Annotated in this window: 20 protein-coding genes; 11 read left to right on the forward strand and 9 right to left on the reverse strand. The window is 64.6% G+C overall.

The features are described 5' to 3' along the window. The first annotated feature begins 255 nt into the window (after positions 1 to 255). The gene (locus tag ACK4R0_RS13375) at positions 256 to 2,019 is read left to right on the forward strand and encodes a class I adenylate-forming enzyme family protein (protein ID WP_409674759.1); all 1,764 of its coding nucleotides are present in this window, start codon (positions 256 to 258) and stop codon (positions 2,017 to 2,019) included. A gap of 11 nt (positions 2,020 to 2,030) precedes the next feature. On the opposite strand, the gene ACK4R0_RS13380 is transcribed toward ACK4R0_RS13375, so the two are convergent. The 7 genes from ACK4R0_RS13380 to hisG all read right to left on the reverse strand — a co-directional run bounded on the left by ACK4R0_RS13380 (position 2,031) and on the right by hisG (position 10,064). Next, positions 2,031 to 2,918 carry a cupin-like domain-containing protein gene (locus ACK4R0_RS13380; protein ID WP_409674764.1) on the reverse strand — a complete coding sequence of 296 codons (888 nt, stop codon included), beginning with the start codon at positions 2,916 to 2,918 and terminating at the stop codon, positions 2,031 to 2,033. Continuing rightward, complete coding sequence (locus ACK4R0_RS13385) at positions 2,911 to 4,101, reverse strand: GNAT family N-acetyltransferase (protein WP_409674768.1); 1,191 nt, start codon at positions 4,099 to 4,101, stop codon at positions 2,911 to 2,913. The genes ACK4R0_RS13380 and ACK4R0_RS13385 overlap by 8 nt, the downstream gene beginning before the upstream one ends. A 238-nt stretch (positions 4,102 to 4,339) precedes the next feature. Continuing rightward, on the reverse strand, positions 4,340 to 6,472 hold the full coding sequence (locus ACK4R0_RS13390) for a sodium-translocating pyrophosphatase (RefSeq protein ID WP_409674771.1): 2,133 nt from the start codon (positions 6,470 to 6,472) through the stop codon (positions 4,340 to 4,342). Positions 6,473 to 6,617: 145 nt separating this feature from the next. Next, positions 6,618 to 7,541 carry a thiamine-phosphate kinase gene (gene thiL / locus ACK4R0_RS13395; protein WP_409674774.1) on the reverse strand — a complete coding sequence of 308 codons (924 nt, stop codon included), beginning with the start codon at positions 7,539 to 7,541 and terminating at the stop codon, positions 6,618 to 6,620. Between the two features lie 114 nt (positions 7,542 to 7,655). Next, complete coding sequence (gene nusB / locus ACK4R0_RS13400) at positions 7,656 to 8,102, reverse strand: transcription antitermination factor NusB (protein ID WP_409674777.1); 447 nt, start codon at positions 8,100 to 8,102, stop codon at positions 7,656 to 7,658. A 10-nt stretch (positions 8,103 to 8,112) separates the two neighbouring features. Then, positions 8,113 to 9,402: a histidinol dehydrogenase gene (hisD, locus tag ACK4R0_RS13405; RefSeq protein ID WP_409674780.1), complete on the reverse strand. Its 1,290-nt coding sequence runs from the start codon at positions 9,400 to 9,402 to the stop codon at positions 8,113 to 8,115. After that, positions 9,399 to 10,064 carry an ATP phosphoribosyltransferase gene (gene hisG, locus ACK4R0_RS13410; protein ID WP_409674782.1) on the reverse strand — a complete coding sequence of 222 codons (666 nt, stop codon included), beginning with the start codon at positions 10,062 to 10,064 and terminating at the stop codon, positions 9,399 to 9,401. The genes hisD and hisG overlap by 4 nt, the downstream gene beginning before the upstream one ends. Positions 10,065 to 10,368: 304 nt before the next feature. Between hisG and ACK4R0_RS13415 the strand changes: the two genes are divergently transcribed. Further along, positions 10,369 to 11,442 (forward strand): hypothetical protein, encoded by a 1,074-nt coding sequence (locus ACK4R0_RS13415; RefSeq protein WP_409674785.1) that lies wholly within the window; start codon positions 10,369 to 10,371, stop codon positions 11,440 to 11,442. A gap of 59 nt (positions 11,443 to 11,501) precedes the next feature. Here the strand turns inward: ACK4R0_RS13415 and ACK4R0_RS13420 are convergent, their stop codons facing one another. Then, on the reverse strand, positions 11,502 to 12,395 hold the full coding sequence (locus ACK4R0_RS13420) for an alpha/beta fold hydrolase (protein ID WP_409674788.1): 894 nt from the start codon (positions 12,393 to 12,395) through the stop codon (positions 11,502 to 11,504). 33 nt (positions 12,396 to 12,428) lie between these two features. After that, positions 12,429 to 12,689, reverse strand: a complete 261-nt coding sequence (locus ACK4R0_RS13425; RefSeq protein WP_409674791.1) for a BolA family protein — start codon at positions 12,687 to 12,689, stop codon at positions 12,429 to 12,431. 90 nt (positions 12,690 to 12,779) lie between these two features. Here ACK4R0_RS13425 and ACK4R0_RS13430 point away from each other — a divergent pair, with 90 nt between their 5' ends. The 9 genes from ACK4R0_RS13430 (at position 12,780) to cysS (ending at position 24,696) form a co-directional block, all read left to right on the forward strand. Continuing rightward, positions 12,780 to 13,430 (forward strand): J domain-containing protein, encoded by a 651-nt coding sequence (locus tag ACK4R0_RS13430; protein WP_409674794.1) that lies wholly within the window; start codon positions 12,780 to 12,782, stop codon positions 13,428 to 13,430. Positions 13,431 to 13,485: 55 nt separating this feature from the next. Next, positions 13,486 to 14,478, forward strand: coding sequence for a cobaltochelatase subunit CobS (gene cobS, locus ACK4R0_RS13435; protein ID WP_409674797.1), 993 nt, complete (start codon positions 13,486 to 13,488; stop codon positions 14,476 to 14,478). A gap of 275 nt (positions 14,479 to 14,753) precedes the next feature. Beyond that, a complete protein-coding gene (locus ACK4R0_RS13440) occupies positions 14,754 to 15,080 on the forward strand; it encodes an endonuclease domain-containing protein (protein ID WP_409674800.1) in 327 nt (108 codons plus the stop codon). A 107-nt stretch (positions 15,081 to 15,187) separates the two neighbouring features. After that, the gene (locus ACK4R0_RS13445) at positions 15,188 to 17,236 is read left to right on the forward strand and encodes a transglycosylase domain-containing protein (protein ID WP_409674803.1); all 2,049 of its coding nucleotides are present in this window, start codon (positions 15,188 to 15,190) and stop codon (positions 17,234 to 17,236) included. Positions 17,237 to 17,293: 57 nt separating this feature from the next. Beyond that, the gene (gene cobT, locus ACK4R0_RS13450; protein WP_409674806.1) at positions 17,294 to 19,117 is read left to right on the forward strand and encodes a cobaltochelatase subunit CobT; all 1,824 of its coding nucleotides are present in this window, start codon (positions 17,294 to 17,296) and stop codon (positions 19,115 to 19,117) included. Positions 19,118 to 19,343: 226 nt separating this feature from the next. Then, positions 19,344 to 20,015 (forward strand): nitroreductase, encoded by a 672-nt coding sequence (locus ACK4R0_RS13455; protein WP_409674809.1) that lies wholly within the window; start codon positions 19,344 to 19,346, stop codon positions 20,013 to 20,015. Between the two features lie 284 nt (positions 20,016 to 20,299). Continuing rightward, on the forward strand, positions 20,300 to 22,336 hold the full coding sequence (locus ACK4R0_RS13460; RefSeq protein WP_409674812.1) for a CHASE2 domain-containing protein: 2,037 nt from the start codon (positions 20,300 to 20,302) through the stop codon (positions 22,334 to 22,336). An 88-nt stretch (positions 22,337 to 22,424) separates the two neighbouring features. Beyond that, entirely contained in the window at positions 22,425 to 23,114 is a 690-nt protein-coding gene (locus ACK4R0_RS13465) for a hypothetical protein (RefSeq protein ID WP_409674815.1), read from the forward strand. A 115-nt stretch (positions 23,115 to 23,229) separates the two neighbouring features. Continuing rightward, complete coding sequence (gene cysS, locus ACK4R0_RS13470; RefSeq protein ID WP_409674818.1) at positions 23,230 to 24,696, forward strand: cysteine--tRNA ligase; 1,467 nt, start codon at positions 23,230 to 23,232, stop codon at positions 24,694 to 24,696. The last annotated feature ends 58 nt before the right edge of the window (positions 24,697 to 24,754 follow it).

A 24,754-nucleotide genomic window follows, 5' to 3' on the forward strand; every position in this document is an offset into this window, starting at 1 on the left:
AGGAGCCTGCGGGAGAGGGCCGCAGAATCCTAAAAAATAACTTCAAAATTCATACTCGGCGAGCACGGTTTACGGGTTTGCGACTATTTATCCAGTAAAATCAGTAAATTAATGTATGTTATAATCACCCGGTCTCGACAACATGATGTAACGCGCAAGCCTCAGAACCGATCCAGCAATTCAAAGATTGCGCCGCGCGATCATTTGCATAGTGTTGTGGCCAGACAAAAAGACGCTCGAGAGGATTGCCCTGACATGACGCTAACGGAAGCTGTAGCTGCGCCCGAAATCCAGCACCCCGATGACTGGGCGCCGCCTGCGGGCTGGCCGGCGATGGCGCTGCCGCAGATCGAGGCGATGCTGTGTGCCCCCGGCCAGCCGTTCGAGATGGAAACGGTCGACATCGACGGTATCGCCACCCGCTGCTGGAAGAATGCGCCGCCCAGCCTGGCCGCGCTGGCGCTGGCCGCGCGCGCGCACGGCGAACGCACGTTCCTGGTCTATGAGGACGAACGGGTCACTTACGAGAACTGGTTCCGTGCCACCGCTGCGCTGGCACGCCATCTGCAGCAGTCGGGCATCGGCAAGGGTGACCGGGTGGCGTTGGCGATGCGCAACCTGCCCGAATGGCCGGTGGCGTTCTTTGCGATCGTCAGCATCGGCGCGATCGCGGTGCCGCTCAACGCGTGGTGGACCGGGGCCGAACTGGCTTATGGTCTGGCCGATTCAGGCGCGAAGCTGCTGATCGCCGATGCCGAAAGGCTCGACCGGATCACGCCGCACCTTGGCGAGCTTGGCGCGCTCGAGGCGATGCTGATCAACCGCAGCACCGGTGCGCTGCCCGAAGCGGCGCGGCGGCTGGAGGACGTGATCGGCTCGCCCAACGACTATGGCGCGCTGGGGTCCGCCGACCTGCCGGCAGTCGCCATCGCTCCCGACGACGCCGCAACGATCTTCTACACCTCGGGCACCACCGGCAACCCCAAGGGCGCGCTGGGCAGCCACCGCAACATGACCACCAACATCCTGACCACCGCTTATGCGGGGGTGCGCGCCTGTCTGCGCCGGGGTGAGGCGCCGCCTGCGCCCGAGGCTTCGGTGATGCTGACCGTGATTCCGCTGTTCCACGTCACCGCGTGCAGCGCCGGCATGACCGGCATCATGTTCGGTGGATCGACGATGGTGTTCATGCACAAATGGGATACGGTGAAGGCCTTCGAGATCATCGAGCGCGAGCGGGTGACCGCAACCGGCGGCGTCCCGACGATCGCCTGGCAGCTGATCGAGCACCCCGACCGCGACAAATACGACCTCAGCTCGCTCAAGGCGATTTCCTATGGCGGCGCGCCATCGGCGCCCGAACTGGTCCGCAAGATCCGCGAAGTGTTCGGCGCGCTGCCCGGCAATGGCTGGGGCATGACCGAGACGATGGCAACGGTGACCAGCCATGCCGCCGAGGACTATCTCAATCGCCCCGACAGCTGCGGCCCGGCGGTGCCGGTGAGCGACCTCAAGATCATGGACGGCGATGGCGTGACCGAGATGCCGGTGGGGCAGGTGGGCGAACTGTGGGCGCGGGGGCCGCAGATCGTCAAAGGCTATTGGAACAAGCCCGAAGCCACGGCAGCGACGTTCGTGAACGGCTGGGTGCGCACCGGCGATCTTGCGCGGCTCGATGAGGAAGGCTTCTGCTACATCGTCGATCGCGCCAAGGACATGATCATCCGCGGCGGCGAAAACATCTATTCGTCCGAGGTCGAGAACGCGCTTTACGATCACCCTGCGGTCACCGATGCCGCGCTGATCGGCCTGCCGCACCGCACGCTGGGCGAGGAACCCGCTGCGGTCGTCCACCTCGCTCCGGGCACCAAAGCGACCGAGGCCGAACTGCAGGCCTGGGTTCGCGAACGACTGGCCGCGTTCAAGGTGCCGGTGCGGATCGTATTCTGCCACGAGACACTGCCGAGGAACGCCAACGGCAAGATCTTGAAGAAGGATCTGGCAGGGCTGTTCGGTTGAATGCTGCCGTCTCAGCCAAGCCCTAGCTTGCGCAGCGCGCGATAGCCGAACGACTTTGCGGCGTTGTTGACCGGATAGCGCCGCGGCGGAGCGGGGTTGAGGCCGAATTTGCGCAGCACCGCGTTCATCGCGTGCGCATCGGTCTCGGCATAGCTCCACTCCGAGCGCCAGGTGATCGATAGCGAGATCGAGGGCATGTCGCCGTTGCGCACGTAATGCGGCGCCATCACGGGGACGAAGATCGCCTGGCCGGGGTTGAGCCGGTAGTCGGTGCCGTGCGCGGCAAAGCCATCGTCCCACGGCAGATTGCGCGGTCCGCCGCCCGAGTGATAGGCTTCGTGCGCTTGCGGCGCGGCAAAGCGCGGGTCGCCTGCCGGAAACACCGTCATCGTCTTCCATCCGCGCAGCTGCAGCAGGATGTTGTGCTCGGGATCGAAGTGATAGGGCGTCATCGATCCGGGCGAGGAGACGAAGATGAAGCCCTCGGGGCGCAGCATCTCCCCGGTGGTCGCGCTGGTGACGTCCTCGAGCTCACCCAGCAGCGCCAGCAACAGGTCGCGATAGGCCGGGACCTGCTCGATGTTCTTGAGCACGCACCAGCTGTTGGCGCTGTCGATGCTGCGGATCGTCTCGCCGATCGACATGCCGTTCGATGGCACGTCTTCGGGACGGATACCGATGGGCAGGTCACCGCGGTTATACTCGAGCGACTTTTCGGGCAGCTGCTCGCCCAGCTTCGCCAGCGCTTCGAGTTCGAGCAACGGGTGCTGCAGCAGGCAGTGGCTCAGCAGATGCGGCGTCTCAGGGTAGCACAGCGCGAAACGCGCCTTGGCGTCGGCGGTGAACACCGCGCTGGTCAGGGCATCGGCAAAATGGTCCGCATGGGGCTGGTCAGTCATCGTCGTTCTCCACCGAAGGGGAAGGTGCTGGCTCGCCTGCGGCACGCGCGCGGCGGCGGTCCATATAGCGTTCGCCCTGACGGAACAGCCCGAACAGGGCAGGGCGGCCATAGCCCTTGAGCGCGACCGACACGCGGGCGACGTGGCGGCGCTCGGCCCACAGGCTGTCGATCATCGGATGGCCCTCGGCGGCGCAGCTGTCCATCCATGCCAGACCGTTTTGGCCGAGGATATCGAGATTGTCGATCTGCAGCAGCACGCCGGGGGAAAAGCGGGCATATTCCTCGGCAAAGGCGGTCTTGAATGAAAAGCCGCCGGGCGGGCTGAGGAAATTGACCAGCATTGCGATCGACCGCCCGTCGAGCCGCATTGCGACAAGATGCAGCCTGCCAGCCTCGTGCGCCGCGTGGGTCGCTTCCAGGAACAACCCGCGTGTCTCGGGCATGTCGGCGAGCGCGGAGCCGTTGCGGCCCTTCCACCCCGATTGTTCGAGCGCGAGAAACTCATCGAGCCAGGCATCCAGCCCGCCGGACTCGCACCCCTCGACGGTTGCGATCGCGCCGAGCTCGGCCAGCCGGTTGCGCAACCGGGCCAGCTCCTTGCGCTTCTTCTTGCGCACGACCTGCTCGTAATAGGCAGGTCCCGCAAGATCGGTGGCCAGCATCGCGCGTTCTTCGGCGAGCACGATCGCGCACGCGCGCTTCTGGCGCACGCACAGCTGTTCGAGCGCGGCGTAGACCGGTCCATCGGTGGCGATGCCGTGCAGATGCAGGAACAGCCCGGCTGAGGGCTTGCGGTCGAGATCGCCGAGCAGCGCCTGCCAGAATGCGCTCTCATGCCCCGGTCGCACCAGAGGCGTGCCCAGGAAGCAGTTGGGGTGGCGCCAGTTCTGCGTGTGCGGCACCGGCCAGCGGCCATAAAATTGCTCGGCGGCCAGCGGCATCACACCGCACAGCTGTCCATCGACATGCAGCGTCAGCAACTTCGCGCGGTGCAGCGTATCGCAATGGCGGATCGCGGGGATCAGGAATTCGGGCGCGTGGAAGACGTTGGGTTCGCTGGCATGATCGGCGAGGCGGCGCCAGGCGGCGACGAATGCCTCGTCCAGCGATACCGGATCGAGCACGGTCAGGCGTAGAGCATCCCTCACCGCGACAGCGGCGGCAGGGGCCCCCATGGTCATGCCTTGATCCATGCGCAGTTGCGTTCCCGTCAGCGACGCGATCCCTCATCAGCCGCTGGTGACGCTATAGGACGGCAGATCGAAACAACAGATTAAGCCGCGTGGTTAACCCGTTAAGATTATGCAGCCACTGTTGCAGGCCGGCAATGCGCAAGAAAAGGGAACTGCGCAAGAAAAGGCCCGCCGGAAGACTCCGGCGGGCCGAGTTGTCGTTCAGTGAACTAGGCTAGCGCAAGGTTCAGCCCGCCGCAAGTGCCGCAAGCAGCAACAGCGCGACGATGTTGGTGATCTTGATCATCGGGTTGACCGCAGGGCCAGCGGTGTCCTTGTAGGGATCACCCACGGTGTCGCCGGTGACCGCAGCCTTGTGCGCGTCGGACCCCTTGCCGCCATGATGGCCGTCCTCGATATACTTCTTGGCGTTGTCCCACGCGCCGCCGCCGCTGGTCATCGACAAGGCGACGAACAGGCCCGAGACGATCACGCCCAGCAGCAAAGCGCCCAGCGCGGCAAAGCCGTTGGCCTGGCCCGCCACAGCGGTGATGACGTAATAGACCACGATCGGCGCGAGTACCGGCAGCAGCGAGGGGATGATCATCTCTTTGATCGCCGCCTTGGTGACCAGATCGACGGTGCGGGCGTAATCGGGCTTCGAGGTGCCCAGCATGATGCCGGGATTGGTGCGGAACTGCTCGCGCACTTCCTCGACCACCGCGCCCGCCGCGCGGCCCACTGCGGTCATCCCCATCGCGCCGAAAAGATAGGGCAGCAGTGCACCCAGCAGCAGCCCGACGATGACGTACGGGTTGGAGAGCGAGAAATCGACTGGCACGTCAGGGAAGAACTCCCTGAGATCGGTCGTGTACGCCCCGAACAGCACCAGCGCGGCGAGGCCTGCCGAACCGATTGCATAGCCCTTGGTCACCGCCTTGGTGGTGTTGCCGACAGCATCGAGCGCATCGGTCTTTTCGCGCACGCTGTCGGGCAGCCCCGCCATCTCGGCTATGCCGCCTGCGTTGTCGGTCACCGGACCATAAGCGTCGAGCGCGACGACCATTCCGGCCAGCGCCAGCATTGCGGTCGCGGCAAAGGCGATGCCGACCACGCCTGCCAACTGGTGCGCGACGATCACCGCGACGACGATCAGCAAGGTGGGCAGGGCGGTCGCCTCGAGGCTGATCGCCAGACCCTGGATGACGTTGGTGCCGTGGCCGGTTTCCGATGCCTTGGCGATCGAGCGGACCGGGCGATAATTGGTACCCGTGTAATATTCGGTGATCCAGATGATGAGGCCCGTCACGCCAAGCCCGACCAGCATCGTCAGATACAGGTCCATGCCGGTGAAGGTCGGGGTGACCACGCCTTCCTCGGGCTTCAAAGAATAGGCGCTGCCCATGCCGATGATCGCATCGGTGACGAAATACAGCCCGATGGCGGACAGGATCGCGGTGACGCCGAAGCCTTTGTACATCGCGCCCATGATCGAGTTGCTTGAGCCCAGCCGGACGAAATAGGTGCCGATGATCGAGGTGATGATGCACAGGCCGCAGATTCCGAGCGGCAGGCCGACCAGCGGCAGCAGCGCGGCATCGTCGCCCGCCACCAGCAGCGCGATAGCGACCATGGTGACGCCGATGGTGACGACATAGGTCTCGAACAGATCGGCGGCCATTCCGGCGCAGTCACCGACATTGTCGCCGACGTTATCCGCGATCACCGCAGGGTTGCGCGGGTCATCCTCGGGGATACCGGCCTCGACCTTGCCGACAAGATCGGCGCCAACGTCTGCCGCCTTGGTGAAGATCCCGCCGCCCAGACGCGCGAAGATCGAGATCAGCGATGCACCGAAGGCCAGAGCGACCAGTCCGTTGACGATGTTGCGGTCTTCGGGATCGCTCAGGCCATGGCCGGCGATCGCGTAGAGATAATAGAAATAGCCCGCGGTGGCGAGCAGTCCGAGACCTGCGACCAGCATCCCGGTGATCGCCCCGGCGCGAAAGGCCAGCGTCAGGCCTGCCTGCAGCGAGACGCTCGCGGCTTGCGCGGTGCGCATGTTGGCGCGGACCGAGATGTTCATGCCGATATAGCCTGCAACGCCAGAAAGCACTGCGCCGAGCAGAAAGCCGATGGCGGAAACGGGGTTGCCGAACTTGTCGAGCAAGGCCCAGACGAGAACGAGCACGACGATACCGACGATGGCGATGGTGCGATATTGGCGGCCGAGATAGGCCTGCGCGCCCTCCTGGATGGCGGCGCCGATTTCCTGCATTCGGGCGTTGCCCGGTGACTGGCTGAGAACCTGGCGGCTGGTGAAGATTCCATACAGAACCGCGACCACCCCACACGCGATGGCTATCAAGACAACATTCATGCGTCGCTCCCCCTAAAAAGCGAAAGGCCATTTCGGCCAAGTCGGCGATCACCGCGCCCTTCACATGAACGTCAGCGTCCCGGCGCATAGGTATAAGCGGGGTTTGAAGGCGCGCAACTTAATAAAGTTAGGACGCGGGCGCGGTTTATCCGTGCAGCCAGCCGAGCTTTTCGGGCAGGTCGACCGGCATTCCGTTCCAGTTGATCGAGAGGCCCGAGCCCTCTGCAAAGCCCCCGACGCGCACCGCTGGCACCGGCAGGTGCGCCTCTGCATCAGCGGCAAACAGCAGCTGATAATCATCGCCGCCGGTGGCTGCCGAGAGCGCCGCGTCCTGGTCAGCAGCGAAGGCGGTGACGAAGTCTTCGGACAGCGGCACCTTGGCCAGATCGACCGTTACGCCAAGCCCCGAAGCGCTGGCCATCCGCGCGGCATCGATCAGCAGCCCGTCGGACACATCCATCATCGCATGCGCAACCTGCGCCAGCGCGCTGCCATCGGCGATCCGGGCCTGTGGCCGCCGATAAGCGCAGATCAGCGACCCGGGCTCGGTCCTGCCCGCCCGCAGCAGCTGCAGCCCGGCCCAGCCATCGCCAATCGTGCCGGTGACGAACAGCCCGTCGCTTGCCAGCGCGCCAGACCGCGAAGGCGGCACCGGCACCGAGGGCAGGCCGATCGCGGTCAGCGACAGCACGCGCGGCGCGCCTGCAGGCGCGCTGATCGTATCGCCGCCGATCAGCAGCATGCCGTAATGGCTCAGAGCCTCGCCCAGCCCCTCGACAAACGCGCTGTCCCAGGCGGCGTCGCCGGTCAGCGTGTGGCCGGTGAGGCAGGCGAGCGGGGTCGCGCCCTTGGCAGCAAGATCGGAGACGTTCACCGCGACCAGCTTCCACGCGACATCGGCAGGGGGATCGCTGGGCAAATAGTGGACGCCCTCGGCGAGCATGTCCTTGGTCAGCACCAGCGATTGCTTGCCGATGGTCAGCACCGCCGCGTCATCGGCGAGGCCGCGCGCTGCCGGATCGGTGGCGAGCTTGCGGAGTTGCTCGACATAGGCGGGTTCGGTGGTCACGATTCCCGCTTGTGCCTTACTTCGTCACCCCCGCGAAGGCGGGGGTCCCGCTTATGCTCTAACATTGCAAGGAAGCGGGATTCCCGCGTTCGCGGGAATGACGGGGAATGGGCGTCAGCGCCGCACATCTTTGGCGATCGCGTCGAGCAGCCCGTTGGCAAAGCGCGTGTCCTTGGCGTCGAAGAATGCGTGCGCGACATCGAGATATTCGTTGATCACGCTGCCCACCGGCACATCGCGCCGCGCCAGCAGCTCATAGGTGCCTGCGCGCAAGATCTGGTGCAGCGTGCGGTCGAGCCGGGCGAGCGACCAGCCGCTGGCGAGCTTGGCCTCGATCAGAGCGTCGATCTCCGCCAGCCGCGCGGTGGTGCCCTCTACGACATCGTCGAAGAACGCCACATCGGCTTCGGCAAACTGCTCTTCGTCGATTTCCTCGCCCAGCCGGTGCATGTGGAACTCGTGCAGCAGCTGCGGGATCGGGATTTCCTCCATCGTGTGCTGATAGAGCGCTTGGACGGCAGCAAGCCGGGCGGCGGAACGGGATTGGGATTTTGCGTTCATAACTGTTCCATCATGTCAGGCGGCGCCGGACGCTGTCGGCGTGCGCGGGCAGGCCCTCCATCTCGGCGAGCGCCACCGCCGCCGGGCCGATCGCCTGCAGGCCTTCGCGGCCCAGCTCGATAAAGCTGGTGCGCTTCATGAAATCTAGGACCGACAGCCCCGAAGAAAAACGTGCGCGCCGCCCGGTGGGCAGCACATGGTTGGGCCCGGCGACATAATCGCCGACGGCCTCAGGGGTCAGCCGGCCCAGGAACACCGATCCGGCGTGGCGCACCTTGGCGAACAGCATTTCGGGGTCATCGACCGCGAGCTCGAGATGCTCGACGGCGAGCCGGTTGACCAGCGGCATCGCGTCTTCGAGGCTGTCGACGACGATGATCGCGCCATTGGTTTCCCACGCCTTTGTCGCGACCTTCTCGGTCGACAGCTGGGCGAGCTGGACGCCGACGGTGTCCGCGACGATATCAGCAAAGCCCGCGTCATCGGTGAACAGGATCGACTGGCTGGTCGGGTCGTGCTCGGACTGGCTGAGCAGGTCGGCGGCGATCCATTCGGGATCGTTCTGTGCGTCGGCGACGACAACGATCTCGGAGGGGCCGGCGACCATGTCGATGCCGACCACGCCGTACAGCTGGCGCTTGGCTTCGGCGACCCAGGCATTGCCCGGGCCGGTGATGACATCGACCGCGCGGATGGTCTCGGTGCCATAGGCCAATGCGGCAACGGCCTGTGCGCCGCCGATGCGCCAGATTTCATCGACGCCAGCGAGATGCGCGGCGGCGAGCACCAGCGGGTTGATGATCCCCTGGGGCGTGGGCGTGACGACGACCAGCCGCTCGACGCCTGCCACCTTGGCGGGGATCGCGTTCATCAGCAGCGAGGATGGATATGCCGCGCGGCCTCCGGGAACATAAAGCCCTGCCGCATCGACCGCGGTCCAGCGCGCGCCGAGGCGGACGCCTGCGGCATCGGTGTAATCGCGGTTTTCGGGCAACTGCGCTTCGTGATAGGCGCGGATGCGGGTCGCGGCGAGATCGAGCGCGGTGCGCAGCTCCTCGCTCAGCGCAGCATAGGCCGCGGCGCACTCTTCCTTGCCGATGCTCCAGCCGCCGCCACCAAGGTTGTGGTTGTCGAAACGCGCGGTGTAGTCGATCAGTGCCGCATCGCCGCGCGCCTTCACATCGGCGATGATCGCGGTGACGTCGCGGCTGACCTCGCTGTCGCTTTCGCGCCGTCCGCGCACCAGCCGGTCGAAGGCCTTGGCGAAGTCGGTGTCGCGGGTGGAAAGCCGCAGCGTCATGCCGCCTGCCTCTGCTCGGCGGCGAGATCGCGGAACGCGGACATCAACGGACCAATCCGCGCGTGATCCTTCTTGAGCGCTGCGCGGTTTATGATCAGCCGTGCCGACACCTTGGTGATCACTTCGGTTTCGACCAGACCGTTGTCCTTGAGCGTCCGGCCCGATTCCACCAGATCGACGATCTGCCGCGCCAGGCCCAGCGAGGGGGCGAGCTCCATCGCGCCGTTCAGCTTGACGCACTCGGCCTGCACGCCCTGCCGCTCGAAATGGCGGCGGGTGATGTTGGGATATTTGGTCGCGACGCGGATATGCGACGGGCGCGGCTGGCGCTCGCCGGCCTCGTCGACGGGCTCTGCCACCGACAGGCGGCAATGGCCGAAATTGAGATCCACCGGCGCATAAAGGTCCGAATAATCGAACTCGTCGATCACGTCGGAGCCGACGATGCCGATCTGCGCCGCGCCATGTGCGACAAAGGTCGCGACATCGAATGCGCGCACGCGGATGATGTCCATGTCGGCGCGGTTGGTGGCAAAGCGCAGCGAGCGGTTCTTGGGATCGTGGAACTCGCGCGCAGGCTCGATCCCCACCCGCGCCAGCGCGGGCAGCGCATCATCGAGGATTCGCCCCTTGGGGATTGCAAAGATCAGCGTGTCGGCCATGGTCGCGGCATGTAGGGGCAAGCAGGGCAAAGGGCAATATGGAGCGGCGCGACGAAATCGAACGGCAGATCTGCGAACAGGCCGATCACGTGGCAGTTCAATATCGCCGCCGAGCCACGGCCAAGCCTAAGCGCTCAGTTGCAAACGGCCGGCCACTGCCCGGCGTTCTGCTGCCGTTAACCCGAATTTGAAAATTCTGCGGCATCTAGCCGGAAAGGCCCAAACTTCTGCAGAGCAGCGGCGCATTCCGGTGAACGACGGCGGGCCGCCCAGCGAATGTCGGAGCGATCTAAGGCGGATTGGCATGAACAAACTTGAGGTTTCCAGCGATACGTCCGCGTTCGAGGTGCCCGCTGTCCTGGATCATAACGGCAGGCTTACCGATCATTGCGTCCAGCAGGCGCTGGCGATGATGGATACGCACGGACTGGTTATCCTGACCAATCTGCTGTCGGATGACGAGGCAGATGCCGGCTTGCAACTCATCCGCCAAACCATCGACGATCCCGATCGCAACCAATGCACCTTCGCCAGCGAAACCGACAACCGCTACAAGCGCAGGGACTTCTGCTCGCTGCCCTCGACACCGCCTGTGACCGACTTTGCCGCCAGCCTGTGCCAGCGTCTCGAAGGGGTGCTCACCGAATATTGCGGTCGGACGCGTCCGCTTCTCGAGGTCATCACGCTGACCAGCTATCTGGGCTCATCGCACCAGTATATCCACCGCGACCCAAGCGGGGTGATCAGCCTTCTGGCTGCGGTCGAGAATGTATCGGAGCAGCAAGGGGGGACGGTGTTCATTCCGGGGACGCACCTGTACGCCGGCGCCGAGAGCAAGCAGGGCGGCCAGGTCCACGCGCTGATGGAGCTGTTCCGGCTGCAGTGCAACTGTCGTATCCTGCTGCACAACTTGCAGAAACTGTGGAGCATGCGGCAAGCCGATCGAGGCTCTCTTGCGCCTGGCGAGTTCCTCGATCGGGTGTTTTCGACCAAATGGGACCAGCACCAACCCAATTTGCTGCGTTTCCTACTGGGCAAGAATTCGCAGTTCAGTCTGCGTTCGCTCGGCCCGCGCACCTTGTGGAAGCTCTATCGCGACCGCGAGGCGCTCAAGCACCGGTTTCGCCTGGTGCAGACCGCGCCCCGAAAGGGTACGGTCATCCTCTATCGCAGCGATCTGCTCCATGCCGGGCCGGACAATCGATCGCCCCATCCTCGGCGGTTTTTCGGGATGAGCATCGCCCGGGATATCATCGAGCCCAAATACTGGCACGACGGCTATTCGCCGCACCCGACATTGATGGCGCATCCCATGAGCCTAGGCGACCTGCTGGATTCCCGCGATCTGTCCCGTCCAGATCGCCGGACAGCCGCCTGACCATGTGCGCGGGCTGATCAGAGCGCATTGAACGGGCAAACCGCTGCAGTCACGAACGGTCAACGCGCCCCCAGAAACCCTTCCATCGCCGCGATCAGCGCGTCGGGCTGTTCCCATGGCACGAAATGCCCGCCGGGCGCTTTGACCAGCGTCAGGTCGGGCACCAGTGTCTCGATACCGTCAAGCAAGGAAGGGCGCAGCGCGTAATCATCCATCGCCCAATAAAGCAACGTCGGCTGGGTTACCGGCGGGAAGGGGCGGTCGAGATAGGCGGGGCGCTCCACTTCTCCCTCAAGTGGCGGGACGATCAGCGGGCTGGCGCGGTACCAATTGACCATCGCGGTGAACGCGCCCGGCGTCTGCCATTGCGCGAGGTAGATCGCGCGTTCTTGCGGAGTGATGTGGGCAACCGCGCTGGGTTCGGCAAAGCGCGAATCGAAATAGGCGTCCCAGCCCATCTGCGCCACGATTTGCTCGAAATCAGGGCGGCGCATTTCGGTGATGTATTGCGCCGAGGCGCGCTGGTCGGGGTCGTCGAACAGCGCCTTCTGGTAGGTGAAGGGGTGCGCGGCATTGGCCATGATCAGCCGGGTGACACGATCGGGGTGGTTGAGCGCCGCCATCCATGCGATCGCGCCGCCCCAGTCGTGGCCGACCAGCGTGAACGTGTCGATGCCCAGATGATCGGCGAGCGCGAGCAGATCGGCGACCATGTGCCTGGGCTGGTAATTCTCGACGCCATCGGGCTTGGACGATCCGGCAAAGCCGCGCTGGTCGGGTGCGATCAGCCGGTAGCGATCGGCGAAATGCGCCATCACGTAGCGCCAGGTGCGGTGCGATTCGGGAAAGCCGTGCAGCAGGATCAGCGGCGGCGCGTCGGCAGGCCCGGTGATCGCGACGTGGAGCTCGACCCCGGTGGGCAGCGCGATGCGGGTGAGCGGCAAGTCGATCATTGCCCGGTCAGGCGCAAGCCGTGTCGGAGGCGCTCATTCGCCCGGAGCGCGCGCCTTGATCGCCATCGCATGCACCTTCTGTCCCGGCAGGTCGCCCAGCGCGGCGTTGACCATCCGCTGGCGCTCGAGCCGCGACTTGCCGGTAAAGGCGGCGCTTTCGATGATCACGGTGAAATGCGATTCGCCGCTGCCGTCATCGCCCGAATGGCCGCTGTGTTTCGCGCTGTCGTTGATCACGTCCAGCTGGGTCGGCGATAAGGCCCCAGTCAGCCGGGTTTCGATTTCGCTGGCCATCGGCCCCTTGGTTTTCATGTCCATGCGACCCTATATAGACCGTTCTTTGCCGCAATACGAGGCGGCACGCAGCAACGGACGGCCTGGATTTTGACGGACAGTGGAGGATCGCAGCGGGATGATGGCGGCGCGCGGCGGCGTGCGCGTTTTCACGGCCGGGTCGAAGGCACGGGACGCCGTTGCGACTGGGCCGAGTGCCCAGAAGATGGCGAGTTTCGCGCGCCACCGGATGAAAACCGCGCGCATGGATCGCGCTTCGACGGCCCGGGCCGCTACCGCTGGTTCTGCCTCGATCACATCCGCGAATTCAACCAACGCTACAATTTCTTCGCCGGGATGAGCGCCGAGGAGATTTACGAGGCACAGCGGCCGACATCGGGATGGGACCGCGAGACCCGCGCGTTTGCGGCAGGCGCCGGCCAGGCGCCGCGCTGGGGCGACTTTTCCGATCCGCTCGATGCCATCGGCGCGCGCTTCCGCCAGAACATCAAGGATCGCGCCGCAGCCCAGGCCAACGATCGCGCGGCGGCGCAACGTGGCCTGAGCGTTGCCGACCGCAGCGCGCTCAAGACCCTCGGGCTGAGCGCCGATGCCGACCGCACGACCATTCGTCAGGCCTATTCGAAGCTGGTCCGCGCCTATCATCCGGACCGAAACGGCGGCGACCGCAGCCACGAGAAAGCCTTGCAGGAGGTGATCGCCGCCTATACGCACTTGCGCAAACTTGCTGCCTTTGCCTGATCATGGAATCGGGCAGGGGAGCACCCCGAAGCGACCGAACACAGCGGACACCCACATGACAGACATTTCCAATACCCATCCTGACAGCCGCGACAGCACCGTGCTCGATGCCCCCGACCGGATGGTGCAGGCGCGCGATGTGTTCGGTGTCGATATCGACATGCAGGTGCCCGCATTCAGCGAGGCCGACGAGCGCGTCCCCGATCTCGATCCCTCTTACGTGTTCGACCCGGAAACCACGCTGGCGGTGCTCGCCGGGTTCGCGCACAACCGCCGCGTGATGGTGCAGGGCTATCATGGCACGGGCAAGTCGACCCACATCGAGCAGATCGCTGCGCGGCTCAACTGGCCGTGCATCCGCATCAATCTGGACGCGCATATCAGCCGCATCGATCTGGTCGGGCGCGATGCCATCGTGCTGCGCGACGGCATGCAGGTGACCGAGTTCCGCGAAGGCCTGCTGCCCTGGGCGCTGCAGACGCCGACCGCTCTGGTGTTCGACGAATATGATGCGGGCCGCCCCGACGTGATGTTCGTGATCCAGCGCGTGCTCGAGACCGAGGGCAAGCTGACCCTGCTCGACCAGAACCGCGTGATCCGCCCGAACCCGTATTTCCGGCTGTTCGCCACCGCCAATACTGTGGGTCTGGGTGACACCAGCGGGCTGTATCACGGCACCCAGCAGATCAACCAGGGCCAGATGGACCGCTGGAACATCGTGTGCACATTGAACTATCTGCCCGCCGAGACCGAGGCCAAGGTCGTGCTCGCCAAGGTCGGCGAGACCGATCCCAAGGTGGTCAAGAACATGGTCAAGGTCGCCGACCTGACCCGCCAGGGCTTCATCAACGGCGATATCTCGACCGTGATGAGCCCGCGCACCGTGATCAGCTGGGCGCAGAACGCCGCGATCTTCCACAACATCGGCTTCGCCTTCCGCCTGTCATTCCTCAACAAGTGCGACGAGGCCGAGCGGATGCTGGTCGCGGAATACTATCAGCGGGTGTTCGGCGAGGATCTGCCCGAGAGCATCATCGGCAAGGGGTGAATTTTCAGAGGGTGCGCTGAGGATTGAGTCTGCATGGTGAAACATAGCGCAATCCGGAGAGCTCACCCCCACCCAACCCTCCCCCATCGAGGGGGAGGGCTTACAAGTCGTCCGGCAATCCATGTTCACCGTACCTTTGCGGGCAATTGCGGCCTAACCCCCTCCCCCTTGATGGGGGAGGGTTGGGGTGCGGGTGATCCCTCGTCCGGGTCCGCCCGGTGAAACGACATTCGCCGCCATCAGCCAGAAAGCTGGCGCGGCGGCTGCGGCGCGATATGACCGATGCCGAGCGAAGGATGTGGATGTTGCTACGAGAGAATTTTCCCGAAGCCAGATTCCGACGGCGGGTGCCAATTGCACAGTACATCGCCGATTTTGCCAGTCATCGCGAGAGGCTGGTTATTGAAGTCGACGGTAGCCAGCACAACGACCAAGTCGACGCAGCGCGGACAGCGGTGATCGAAGGGCAGGGGTATCGGGTGATCCGGTTCACGAACTATGATGTACTGACTGCGGAAGATGGTGTGTTCATGGCGATTGAGAGCGCAACCCGGAGGGATCACCCCCACCCAACCCTCCCCCATCAAGGGGGAGGGCTTTGATAAGGCGCAACCCTCTCGCACTTGCTGTCATATTGATATAACACACCGCTGTGTTGAAGAAAATGCGATTCGGATCGGGGCGTTTTGGGGGCGGTGGGGTTTCCGCCGTGGATGCCCCGTGGCCGCCGCCCGGGCTGGGCGAGGCGCGCAATCCGTGGCTCGATCCTGCCGAAGGTGCGGTCGAGCTCGAACCGGTCAAGTCCCCGCGCACGCGCTGGTGGTGGGGCAAGCGGGTTATCGCTGGCGGCCTTGCGCTGTTCCTGATCATGCTCGCCTGGCTGGCGATCACCGCGCCGCTGTCCAAATCGCTGCAGCCGATCGCGCCGCCCGAGATCACCCTGCTCGCCGCCGATGGCACGCCGATCGCGCGCAGCGGGGCGGTGGTGGAGGAGCCGGTCGAGGTCGATCGTCTGCCGGCCCACGTCGTGCAGGCGTTCCTGGCGATCGAGGACCGGCGGTTCTATTCGCACTGGGGTATCGACCCACGCGGTCTCGGGCGTGCTTTGTGGGCCAATGTCTCGGGTGCCAGCGGCACGCAGGGCGGCAGCACGATCACCCAGCAGCTCGCCAAGATCAGCTTTCTGACCCCCGAACGCAGCCTGACCCGCAAATTGCGCGAGATGCTGATCGCGTTCTGGCTCGAGGCATGGCTGACCAAGGACGAGATCCTGGGGCGGTACCTCTCTAACGCCTATTTTGGCGATAATGTGTATGGCCTGCGCGCGGCATCGCTGCATTATTTCGATCGCCAGCCCGAGCGGCTGAAGCCCGAACAGGCGATCCTTCTCGCCGGGCTGGTGCAGGCGCCCTCGCGCTTCGCGCCGACGCGCAATTGGGAAGGCGCCAGTCGCCGCGCCGCGATGGTGCGCACCGCGATGGTCAATGCAGGCTTCATGACGCGGGCCGAAGCCGACGCGCTGCCTTCGCCCAGGCTCGATGTCCACGAACGGCCCAAGATCGCCAACGGCACCTATTTTGCCGATTGGGCGATGCCGCAGGCGCGCGCGCTGACCGAGATGTCGCACGCCCGGCTCGAGCTCACCACGACGCTGGACTCGCGGCTGCAGCGCGCTGCCGAGCGCATCGTCGCGCGTGCAGGGCTGGGTAAATCGCAGGTGGCGTTGGTCGCGATGCGCACCAACGGCGAGGTGGTCGCGATGGTCGGCGGCAAGAACCACAAGGATTCGCCCTTCAACCGCGCCACCCAGGCGCGCAGGCAGCCTGGCTCCACCTTCAAGCTGTTCGTCTGGCTGGCCGCGCTGGAAGCAGGCATGGAACCCGACTCTCTGGTCGATGACAGCCCGATCACCACCGGAACCTATCGCCCGCGCAACGCCGGCGACCGGTATCGCGGCACGATCAGTCTGGAAGAGGCCTTCATCCATTCGAGCAATGTCGCCGCCGTCCGGCTGTTTCAGCAGCTGGGCAGTGAAAAGGTGATCAAGCAAGCGACGCAGCTGGGCCTCAAGGGACCGTTCACCGAGGGCGACCCCAGCCTTGCACTGGGCAGCGCAAGTGCCAGCCTTATCGAACTGACGGCGGCCTTTGCCGGGGTTGCGGGCAATCGCTGGCCGGTCGAGCCGCACGCTTTCGCCCGCCAGGAGCAGGGGTGGTTCGAGTGGCTGGTGAACGGCCCTGACCGCTATTCGTCGCGGGTGCACGAGCAGATGCAGGACATGCTGCGCGCGGCGGTCAACCGCGGCACCGGTCGCGCGGCGAGCCTTTCCGTGCCCAATTTCGGCAAGACAGGCACCAGCCAGGACAACCGCGATGCCTTGTTCGTCGGCTATGCCGGCGATCTCGTCGTCGGCGTGTGGATCGGCAACGACGACAACAGCCCGATGCAGGGGATTCGCGGCGGCGGCCTTCCTGCGCGGATATGGCGGCAGTTCATGGGCGAGGCGGTGCGCGGTGCGGTTCCGCCAAGACGTGTTGCGCCTGCCGCTCCGCCCGAAGAGATCGACGCTGATCCCGTGATTGGTCCGTTGATCGATAGCCAGATCGATGCGCAGGTCGGTGGAACGAATGTCCGCGTCACCCCCGAAGGTGTCACCATCTCGGGCGAGCTTGGTGGTGCGCCCGTCGCGGTGACCGTGGACGGCAACGGGGCAAGCGTCCAGCGGCAACGCCCGCCGCCCTCGCCACCGCCGCAATAAGCGCTGCAGCGCCGCGGTCTGCTTGACATCGGACGTGTGCATCTCCAGCGATAGGGCATGACAAATCGTACCCCGCTCGATGACCTGAAGAACGTCCTTGCCGGCGCCGCGCGCGCGATTGCGAACGAGCCCGAGATCGAGGTGGCGTTCACCGCCGATCCGCCATCCCAATCGGGCAACAAACTGCGCGTGCCGATGCCGGGGCGCAAGCTGCCCGCCGACCAGGTCGCCGAGGCGCGCGGCTTTGCCGACCTGTATGCGCTGCGGCTCAAGCACCACAATGCCGCGCAACACAATGCCAACGCGCCCAAGGAGGCGGTGGCGCGCGCGGCGTTCGACGCGGTCGAGCAGGTGCGGATCGAGGCGCTGGGGACGCGGTCGATGTCCGGGCTGGGCGCCAATCTCGATGCCGCGCTCGAGATGCGGATGCGCTCGGACCCGATCGCGCGTGCGACCAGGGTTGACGAGGTGCCGCTTTCGACCGCGCTGGGCCTCATCGTGCGCGAGCGGCTGACCGGCAAAGCGATGCCAGCAGGGACCGTTGCCGGGGTCGATCTGGTGCGCGAATGGATCGAAGCCAAGGGCGGCGAGGACATCGACAATCTCGCCCTCTCGCTCGACGACCAGTCGGCGTTTGCCGCGCTCGCCACCCAGCTGCTCGAGCATCTCGACCTCACCGAGGGCCAGATGGACGAGGAAGACAGCCAGGACGACGGCGACGACGACGATTCCTCCGAGGAAGGCGAACCCGAGGATAACGAGGGCGAGCAGGACGGCTCCGATCAGGGCCAGACCGAGGCGCGCGGCGAGGAGCAGACCGGCGAGAACGAGGACGGCGACCAGTCCGAGACCGAAGGCGAGATGGAGCAGGGCGACGACGGCGACCCTGGCGAGATGGGCGATGATGGCATGATGCCGACGCGGCCCAACCGCCCCTGGACCGATCTTCCTTCCGATTTCGAATACAAGGCATGGTCCACCCGGTTCGACGAGGTGGTCGAGGCCACCGACCTGTGCGACGAGGACGAGCTGCTGCGGCTGCGCGCCTATCTCGACCAGCAGCTGGCGCATCTGCAGGGTGCGGTGACCAAGCTTGCCAACCGGCTCCAGCGCCGGTTGATGGCGCAGCAGAGCCGCAGCTGGGATTTCGACCAGGAAGAAGGCATGCTCGATGCCGCGCGGCTGGCGCGCATCGTCGTCGCTCCGGGGCATTCGCTGTCGTACAAGATCGAGCGGGAAACCGACTTCCGCGATACCGTCGTTACGCTGTTGATCGATAATTCGGGGTCGATGCGCGGGCGGCCGATCAGCATCGCTGCGATCAGCGCGGACATCATGGCGCGCACGCTGGAACGCTGCGGGGTGAAGACCGAGATCCTGGGCTTTACCACCAAGGCGTGGAAGGGTGGCCAGTGCCGCGAGGACTGGCTTGCGCAGGGCCGTCCGCAGCTGCCTGGTCGCCTCAACGACCTGCGTCATATCGTCTACAAAAAGGCCGATGAGCCCTGGCGGCGCGCGCGCAAGAACCTGGGGCTGATGATGCGCGAAGGCCTGCTCAAGGAGAATATCGACGGTGAGGCTTTGCTCTGGGCGCACAACCGCCTGCTCGCCCGCCACGAGGAACGCCGCGTGCTGATGGTGATCTCCGATGGCGCGCCGGTCGATGATTCGACGCTTTCGGTGAACCACGGCGCCTATCTCGAGCAGCATTTGCGCAAGGTGATCGACTGGATCGAGAAGATGTCGCCGGTGCAACTGATCGCCATCGGCATCGGCCACGACGTCACCCGCTATTACAAGCGTGCGGTGACGATCATGGACGCCGAGCAATTGGGCGGGACGATGGTCGAGCAGCTGGCCGGGCTGTTTGACGACGCGTGAGGGGGCGAGGGTGGTGCGACGTCCCTCGACTTCGCTCGGGAACGATGGAGGTAGTGCGGGCCGCCGATTGAGGCGGACTTGTCTTGTCGATGAAGGTCTTCCTGCTCCCTCCCCGTCAGTCCCGAGCGAAGTCGAGGGACGTACGCGCAACCGGACCGGACTTGCCAAATCTCCGCCTGCCGTTTAACCAATCGATTAAATCCACGACCTGATCTGGAGACCCGCCTTGAACGTATCCGAAGCCGTTGCCACCCGCAGGTCCGTGCGCCAGTTTCGGCCCGATCCGGTTCCGCTCGAGACGATCAAGGACATCCTGACCAAGGCGCAGCGCGCGCCATCGGGGGGCAACACCCAGCCGTGGAACGCGATCGTGCTGACCGGAGAACCGCTCGCTGATCTCACCGCCAAGATCAAGGCCAAGGCGGCGCAGGAGCCAATGGGCGCGGGTATCGAGTATGACATCTACCCCAAAGGTCTCGAAGGCCGCTACGAGGACCAGCGGCGGCTGGTCGGCAAGACGATGTTCGATGCGCTGGGGCTGGCGCGAGAGGATGCTGCCGGGCGTGTCGCGCAGATGGGCAAGAACTGGGACAGCTTCGGCGCGCCGGTGCAGATCTTCACCTATTGCCGTACCTATATGGGCCCGCCGCAATGGTCCGACATGGGCATGTGGCTGCAGACGGTGATGCTGCTGCTGCGCGAAGCGGGGCTCGACAGCTGCCCACAGGAAATCTGGGCGATGTACGGCAGCTATATGCGCGAGCTGCTGGGTATCGGCGATGAGTTCATCTTCTTTTGCGGCATGGCGGTGGGCTATCGTGATCCCGATGCGCCGATCAACAATTTTGCCGTGCCGCGCGTCGATATTTCTGACGCCATAGATTTCCGCGGATTCTAAGCCGCGTCGCCAGGCGACAGCCCCGGTTCACCCGGCGCCGGATAATCTGACCCCACACGATGCGGCAACTGGTCACGCCGCATTGGGGAGATTATAGCAACGCAAACGAATCCAGACCGGGTCGCACCGAAAACTGAATGTGCCGCGGCAGGCTGTGTGCTGCGGACGGCGGGGTGTGACGATGGGCGAGGGCCGGGCAGTCGGGAGAAGCAGGGGCATTGCTGTCCTGGGGGATCGCTTTGCGGCTGCGGGGCTGAACATGCCGGGGGGCAGCAACTGATACCATGGCGCTCAAACCCGAAACCGCATCGGCGCCCACCAGCCGCGACGAGGTCGGCCGTTCAGCAGGCCGCCTGATCCGCCAGCTCGGGCTGGTTCGGCTGCTCGCCACGCTGGGCTTTCTGATCTTCGCGATCGCGGTCGCACGTTTCAGCCCAGCGATGCCGCTGCTGGGCGATGCCGAACACGCGATGTACGACATGCGCGCGGCCAACTTCGCCAAGAAGGTCGATCAGGATCCTCGCATCCTGATGGTGGTCTATACCGACGACACGTTGATCGACACCGGCCAGCGATCACCGGTCGATCGCACGATCCTGGCCAATGCGCTGACCAATATCGACCGGATGGGGGCAAAATCGATCGGCATCGATATCCTGTTCGATCAGCCGCAGGACGATGACGAGGCGCTCAAGGCCGCGTTCCGCTCGATGCAGACTCCGACGCATGTCGCTTATGCCTCAAACGAGACCAACACCGAGGCGATCCAGTTCCGTCAGCAGGAATTTCTCGAGAGCTTCCTCAAGGACATCACCACCGACAAGACGGTTCCCACCAGCATCCGGCTGATCACCGATGCCGATGGCGTGGCGCGGCGGTGGCCCGACCAGCCCAGGAACCTGCCGCCGATCATGGTCCGCGCTATGACTCCGCCCAATGCCGCGTTCGCCGATTATCGCGGCGCGATCCGTTTCCGCCTGCCTTTGTCGTCGGACCGCCCGGTGATCAACAAGCTGCCGATCGATCTTTTCGCCGACCCTGCCAGCGCGGAGTTCGTCGCTGGAGAGGTCAAGGGCAAGCATGTGCTGATCGGCGGCGATTTCGTCGATTTCGACAAGTTCGATACCCCGCTCACCCGCATCGGCGATGTCGTCACCGGTGAATCGCAGATGATCGGGCTGGAAGTGCACGCGCACATGATGTCGCAGCTGCTGGACAACGATCAGCCCCTGTCTTTTCCCGCATGGTCGTTGTGGGTGATCGCCATCCTGGTGGTGCTTGCCGGCTGCGCCACCGCGATCAGCCAGGCACGCGCCTGGATCATGGGGATGCTGCTGGGGGCGCAGATCCTGTTCTTCATCACCGTGCCGTTCATTCTGCAATACCAGGGGTTCGATACGCTCAACCTGCCAAGCTTCGGCTGGGCGATGGGGTGGCTGCTCGCATATACCTCGGTGGGCGCAGCAGCCCGGGTCGTCGGCTCCAAGCAACGCGCCTTCGCGCAGAACGCGCTGGGCAAGTATCTGCCGCGTTCGGTCGCGGCCGAGATCCTCAAGGACCCCGACAAGCTGGCGCTGCACGGCGAGAAGCGCGAGATCTTCTGCGTGTTCACCGATCTGGAAGGCTTCACCAAGCTGACCCACGCGATTGAGCCGGAAATGGTCGCGTTGCTGCTCAACAACTATCTCGACCGGCTGGCCGATGTGGTGCTGCAATATGGCGGTACGCTCGACAAGTTCGTCGGCGATGCGGTGGTCGCCTTCTGGGGCGCGCCGATCAGCTTTCCGGATGATGGCGAACGCGCGGTGCGCGCGGCGTGGGCGATGTACGAGGCAGGCGAAGAGTTCCGCCGCAACGCGCCCGAGGGCGTGCCGCCGATCGGGCGTACCCGGGTCGGCGTGCATTTCGGCGAAGCGATCGTCGGCAACTTCGGCGGCGAGGGGCGCATCCAGTATACCGCGTTCGGCGACAGCATGAACACCGCTGCGCGGCTTGAGGCTGCCAACAAGAACCTCGACACCCGGGTGCTCGTCAGCCGCGAGGCAGCCGAGCGCTCGGGGCTCGACTGGTTTCGCCCGATGGGCCGGATCGTGCTAAGAGGGCGCGCCAAGCCAGTCGATATTTTCGAGCCCGCACCGGACATGCCCGTAAGCGAGCGCACCCGAATAGGGGAACTTGTCGCGGCGCATGCGGCGGGGGATTTGGACGCTGTGGTACACCTCACAACACAGCTGCAAGCAATGGGGCAAGAAGAGGCCATCGCGAATCTGTTCAAGCGACTTGGTCAGACACAAAAAGGAGAAAGCTATGTTCTCGGTTGATAGGAAGTCCGTACTTCACCGGGCGCTTGCGTTGGGTGCAGTTTTAACTCTGGGTATTGCCGCAAGTGGTGCCGCCATTGCACAGTCGATGATCGTCCGATCGGCTGGCCCCTCGGCTGCCCAGTATCCGGCAGGCAAGAAGCTGCCCGCCAACACCAAGGTCGTGCTCAAGGCCAGCGACAAGGTGACCGTGCTCGACAAGGCCGGCACCCGTGTCCTCTCCGGCCCCGGCACCTTCACGCTCGATGGCACCGTCAAGCGCGACCAGACGCAAAGCACGCAGATCGCCAGCCTGCTGTCGACCAGCGGCACTGCGGGCCGCAGCCGCACCGGGGCCGTGCGCGGTGCACCGGCGGCCGACAAGCCCGCCGCCCCGCGCAGCCCCAACCTGTGGTTCATCGATTCCGCGCAGTCGGGCAGGTTCTGCGTCGCCGAGCCCAGCCGCCTGCTGGTATGGCGGGCAAGCGTGGTCAATGAAGAGACGATGAAGCTGTCGAGCGCGAGCGGCGGCGCCGCCGATGTCCTGTTCAAGGTCGGCTCTTCCAACCGCTTGTGGCCGTTCGCCGAGGTGCCGGTGACCAGCGGCGCCAGCTACACGCTGACCGGACCCGATGGCACGCTCCGCAAGGTCGAGCTGGTCGTGCTGCCCAGCGTGCCCACCGAGATCGACGATCTGGCCGGAACGCTGATCGAGAACGGCTGCGAAAACCAGCTCGGCCTTCTGGTCGAATCGCTGGCGGCGGTCGAGCAGGAAACCGGATCCAGCGGCGACCGCTGAACTGGCGGTGTTCCAACCCCCGTCCGTGCCGCTGCGACCGGCGCGGGCGGGGTTTTTGTGTCTGCGCCATCGCGCTTGACGGCCCGCGCGGTTTGCAGGCAAGGGTTCGGGCATCATGACCCAGCCTGCACCCGATACCCAAGCCGTACCGCTGATGCTGTTCAACAGCCTGACGCGCTCGATTGAGCCGTTCGAGCCCGTCCACTCCGGCGAGGCGCGCGTCTACAGCTGCGGCCCGACGGTGTATAATTACGCGCATATCGGCAACATGCGCGCCTATGTCTTCGCCGACACGCTGGGCCGCGTGCTGAGCTTCAAGGGCTATCGGCTCAAGCATATCATCAACATTACCGATGTCGGCCATTTGACCGATGACGGCGATGCGGGCGAGGACAAGCTCGAAAAGGCCGCGGCAGCGCAGGCGCAATCGATCTGGGATATCGCAAAGCACTACACCGAAGCATTCTGGGATGACGTGAAGGCGCTCAACATCCGTGAGCCGGCGCAATGGTCGGTCGCCACCGATTATGTGCCCAGAATGATTGAATTCGCCAAGTCGATCGCGGACAAGCATTGCTACGAGTTGCCCAGCGGGCTGTATTTCGATGTCTCGACGGTCGCGGACTATGGATCGCTGGCGCGCGCTGCGACCGAGGCGGGCGAGGGACGGATCGAGACGGTCGAGGGCAAGCGCAACGCGCAGGACTTCGCGATCTGGCGCAAGACGCCCGAGGGCGAGGCGCGGCAGATGGAATGGGATTCGCCCTGGGGAAAGGGTGCGCCTGGCTGGCATCTCGAATGCTCGGTGATGAGCGAGGCGCTGCTCGGCTTTCCGTTCGACATCCACACCGGCGGCATCGATCACCGCGAGATTCATCACCCCAACGAGATCGCCCAGAACCAGGCGTTTGCCTGCTCGCACCAGAGCGGCGCGCGGATCTGGATGCACAACAACTTCCTGATCGACCGGACCGGCAAGATGTCGAAGTCGTCCGGCGAGTTTTTGCGGCTGCCGCTTCTGGTCTCGAAGGGCATTCACCCGCTGGCGTACCGCCTGATGTGCCTGCAGGCGCATTACCGCAGCGAGCTCGAGTTCAGCTGGGACAACCTGCTCGCCGCGCTGACGCGGCTGAAGCGGCTGGTGATGGGGGTTGAGAAGCTCAAACTGGAATTAAAGGCCTCCGGTCAAACTATCGATAGTTTTCCATTGGACCAGCTCGAAAAATCTATATTTGACGGTGCTGTCTCAAATGATCTGAACACCCCTAAAGTTATCGCGCAGCTTGAAGCAATAGTAGCCGGTGACTGGGTGGTAGCGAGCAAAAGACTTCAAGGTGTCAAGATTGCAGACGAAATACTGGGACTCAACCTTCTAGGTTTGACCCGGAAAGATTTGCGCCTTCGGCCGGTCGGCGCGACCATCGACGAGGCCGAGGTCGAGCGCCTGCTTCAGTTGCGCAAGGAAGCGCGCGCGGACAAGAATTTCGCCGCGTCTGACGCGATCCGCGACGAGCTGACCGCAGCGGGGATCGAGGTGATGGATGGCGATCCGCTCGGCTGGGAGTGGCGGATTGAGGTTTAGCGCGATTTTCGGATACAACTTTCCCGAGTTCCCGAGCGAAGTCGAGGGACGTGCGCGC

The sequence above is a fragment of the Blastomonas sp. genome (genome assembly GCF_046294995.1).
Lineage (GTDB): Bacteria > Pseudomonadota > Alphaproteobacteria > Sphingomonadales > Sphingomonadaceae > Blastomonas.

What these genes read in the sequence shown, in the direction of transcription:
- ACK4R0_RS13375 (WP_409674759.1), top strand. Translation starts at nt 256, where the DNA reads ATGACGCTAACGGAAGCTGTAGCTGCGCCCGAAATCCAGCACCCCGAT.
- ACK4R0_RS13380 (WP_409674764.1), bottom strand. Translation starts at nt 2,918, where the DNA reads ATGACTGACCAGCCCCATGCGGACCATTTTGCCGATGCCCTGACCAGC.
- ACK4R0_RS13385 (WP_409674768.1), bottom strand. Translation starts at nt 4,101, where the DNA reads ATGACCATGGGGGCCCCTGCCGCCGCTGTCGCGGTGAGGGATGCTCTA.
- ACK4R0_RS13390 (WP_409674771.1), bottom strand. Translation starts at nt 6,472, where the DNA reads ATGAATGTTGTCTTGATAGCCATCGCGTGTGGGGTGGTCGCGGTTCTG.
- nusB (WP_409674777.1), bottom strand. Translation starts at nt 8,102, where the DNA reads ATGAACGCAAAATCCCAATCCCGTTCCGCCGCCCGGCTTGCTGCCGTC.
- hisD (WP_409674780.1), bottom strand. Translation starts at nt 9,402, where the DNA reads ATGACGCTGCGGCTTTCCACCCGCGACACCGACTTCGCCAAGGCCTTC.
- hisG (WP_409674782.1), bottom strand. Translation starts at nt 10,064, where the DNA reads ATGGCCGACACGCTGATCTTTGCAATCCCCAAGGGGCGAATCCTCGAT.
- ACK4R0_RS13415 (WP_409674785.1), top strand. Translation starts at nt 10,369, where the DNA reads ATGAACAAACTTGAGGTTTCCAGCGATACGTCCGCGTTCGAGGTGCCC.
- ACK4R0_RS13420 (WP_409674788.1), bottom strand. Translation starts at nt 12,395, where the DNA reads ATGATCGACTTGCCGCTCACCCGCATCGCGCTGCCCACCGGGGTCGAG.
- ACK4R0_RS13425 (WP_409674791.1), bottom strand. Translation starts at nt 12,689, where the DNA reads ATGGCCAGCGAAATCGAAACCCGGCTGACTGGGGCCTTATCGCCGACC.
- cobS (WP_409674797.1), top strand. Translation starts at nt 13,486, where the DNA reads ATGACAGACATTTCCAATACCCATCCTGACAGCCGCGACAGCACCGTG.
- ACK4R0_RS13440 (WP_409674800.1), top strand. Translation starts at nt 14,754, where the DNA reads ATGACCGATGCCGAGCGAAGGATGTGGATGTTGCTACGAGAGAATTTT.
- cobT (WP_409674806.1), top strand. Translation starts at nt 17,294, where the DNA reads ATGACAAATCGTACCCCGCTCGATGACCTGAAGAACGTCCTTGCCGGC.
- ACK4R0_RS13460 (WP_409674812.1), top strand. Translation starts at nt 20,300, where the DNA reads ATGGCGCTCAAACCCGAAACCGCATCGGCGCCCACCAGCCGCGACGAG.
- ACK4R0_RS13465 (WP_409674815.1), top strand. Translation starts at nt 22,425, where the DNA reads ATGATCGTCCGATCGGCTGGCCCCTCGGCTGCCCAGTATCCGGCAGGC.
- cysS (WP_409674818.1), top strand. Translation starts at nt 23,230, where the DNA reads ATGACCCAGCCTGCACCCGATACCCAAGCCGTACCGCTGATGCTGTTC.